Origin of the sequence: Streptomyces sp. NPDC050263 (genome assembly GCF_040655955.1) — a bacterium.
Classification (GTDB): domain Bacteria; phylum Actinomycetota; class Actinomycetes; order Streptomycetales; family Streptomycetaceae; genus Streptomyces.
Window position 1 is genome coordinate 1 of record NZ_JBFAKW010000277.1, and the last position, 2,135, is coordinate 2,135.

A 2,135-nucleotide genomic window follows, 5' to 3' on the forward strand; every position below is an offset into this window, starting at 1 on the left:
TACGTCCAGTACGAGGACTTCCGGCCGGCACACCGAGAGCACGCACCGGACGCCGCTCCTTGACGGGCAAACGTTGCCTGCCGCGGCACTAGCCCCGACGGGTGACGTTTCGGTCGGGCAGAAGAAGGCCCGTCGCACACGCCACGGGCCTGCCCGGGCAGGCCCGTGCTCGGGGCTGCGCCGCAGAGCGACGAGGGTCCCGAAGGACAATGGCCCCTTCCCGACGTGATCAGCGTTCAAGGAGGTCGCCGTCCCGTTCCGTGTGCATGGGGGCTGCCACCCTGCCGGGTAGGCGGCCCCCTCCGGAGCTCGTGCCCGACCCGCGCGAGCCTCGTCGGCTCGTGCTGGAGCACCGCGGCCCCGGTGCCGACATGGGGGATGGGACGGCCGCCCGCGAACACGCTGGCACCGCTCGCACCCCGCCGGTCCCCAGGCACGCCGACGGCACAGTCCGCCTCTGGGACCTGAACGAGCGGCGTGTGCGCCGCAAAGCACGCGCCCGCGACCTCAAGTCGGGTCACACCGACTGCTGGAAGCGCTACGCACCGCACATCCAGCCGCCGACGGAGTGCGGCTGGATGTGCGGTGAGGCCAGGTGCACACCCCTGCGTCAATCGAAGCGGAAACCGCGCACCGGCAGTACATCCTCAAACACTCCCGCGGGCGAAGCCTGACCTTGTCGTCCCGTCAACCGGGGCGCTCATCGGCCAAGGCTCCACGCCCGCATGACCCCGCCCCGCAATGCGATGAACCGCGAAGCCGCCATGACAGCCTCCGGGTTCCGGGACAGCCCGCCGCTCCGGTCGCGGAGCCCCGGCGCTCAGCCGCGCTGGGCGGCGTCGTAGACGGCCCGCGCGGTCTTGTCGAGCGTCGGCCCGTACATCGGGGTGCCGCCGTCGCCGTTGCCGTGGCTGTTGACCGAGACCACGGTGCCCTTGCCGGTGGCGGAGTCGAAGCCGGCGAGCCAGGGACCGCCGCTCGCGCCGCCGCCGAGGTCGCACGGGACGCGCTGCTCGTTCTCGGGGGCGCGCTGAGAGGTACCGGCGCAGTACAGGAGTTCCTCGCCCCGCTGGGGAGTGGTCGCCGGATAGCCGAAGGCGGTGACCCGTTCACCGGCCGGGCGGCCGAAGGCGATCTTCTGCGCCCCCACCGCGTCGGTGAGCCGCTTCCCGTTCGCCGGGGTGGCGACGACCATCGCCGCTACGTCATTGACGGTGTCCTGGGCCCAGGAGCGCGGTGTCATGGTGGCCTTGACGGCGTAGCGGCCGTACGGCGTCTTGCCCTTGGCGTAGCCGGGAACGAAGACGATGTCGCTGTAGGTGTTGACGGGCGAGGAGCCGAGGCGCGCGCAGTGAGCGGCGGTCATGATCACTGAGCGGTTGCCGCTGGTGACGGCGCTGGCCGTGCACCAGGTGTCCTGCCCCCTCGAGTCGACGAAGAAGAGCCGGCCGATGCTGGGGATGGCTTTGCCGGTCCAGGGCTTGCTGAGCGGTCCGGTCGGCCCCAGGTCGACGGCGCGGCTGACCTGCTTCATGCGCGCGGGCGTCCAGTACGAGATGGCGGCGGCCCGTTCCGCCGCCGTGTAGGTGACCGTACTGACCTGACCGGTTGCGGCGGCGGCCGCCGCGGGTAGGGCCGGGGCTGCCAGGGGGCCGGCCAGGGCCAGCAGGGCGGTGGCGAGACCGGAGACGGTTCGGCGCGTGCCTCGGGACGGGCTCGGCGGCATGGGGGGTGTCCTCTCGGATGGTCGGGATCGGGTCATCACCGGGAAGGATGCGATTCCGGCGAGCGGCGTGCATCCGCCGCCTGATCTTTCGTGGCAACGGCCACCTCGTCCAGGGGGATGTTCGTGCAGAGTCGCCCTGGCCTGGTCGCACTGCCCGGCCCGCGCCCGGTCCGCCTTGCGCCCGCGCCGGAGCCGGGAGGCGAGGACGCCGTCCGGGCGCTGTTCCGCAAGGATCTGACCCGCGAGCAGGTCTTGAACCGGCGCACCCGCGCCGCCCCCGACCGCCTGGTCGTGTTCGACCACATCGAACGGTGTGGCGAGGTGCCGGCGAGGCGCCTGTTCACCGGCCATCTCGTGACCCACGTGCAGGGCCTGCCTGGCCTAGGGGCTTCTGATGGATCTCCGCGGC

General features: G+C 72.2%; 1 protein-coding gene and 1 pseudogene. One reads left to right on the forward strand and one right to left on the reverse strand.

Annotation, left to right across the window (positions count from 1 at the left end; all coding sequences use genetic code 11):
• Positions 1-820: 820 nt before the first annotated feature.
• Positions 821-1,726 carry a trypsin-like serine protease gene (locus AB0J04_RS45925; RefSeq protein WP_363174692.1) on the reverse strand — a complete coding sequence of 302 codons (906 nt, stop codon included), beginning with the start codon at positions 1,724-1,726 and terminating at the stop codon, positions 821-823.
• A gap of 117 nt (positions 1,727-1,843) precedes the next feature.
• On the opposite strand from AB0J04_RS45925, the pseudogene AB0J04_RS45930 reads away from it, so the two are divergent.
• A pseudogene (locus AB0J04_RS45930) lies at positions 1,844-2,135 on the forward strand (hypothetical protein); the annotation flags it as partial.

What these genes read in the sequence shown, in the direction of transcription:
- AB0J04_RS45925 (WP_363174692.1), bottom strand. Translation starts at nt 1,726, where the DNA reads ATGCCGCCGAGCCCGTCCCGAGGCACGCGCCGAACCGTCTCCGGTCTC.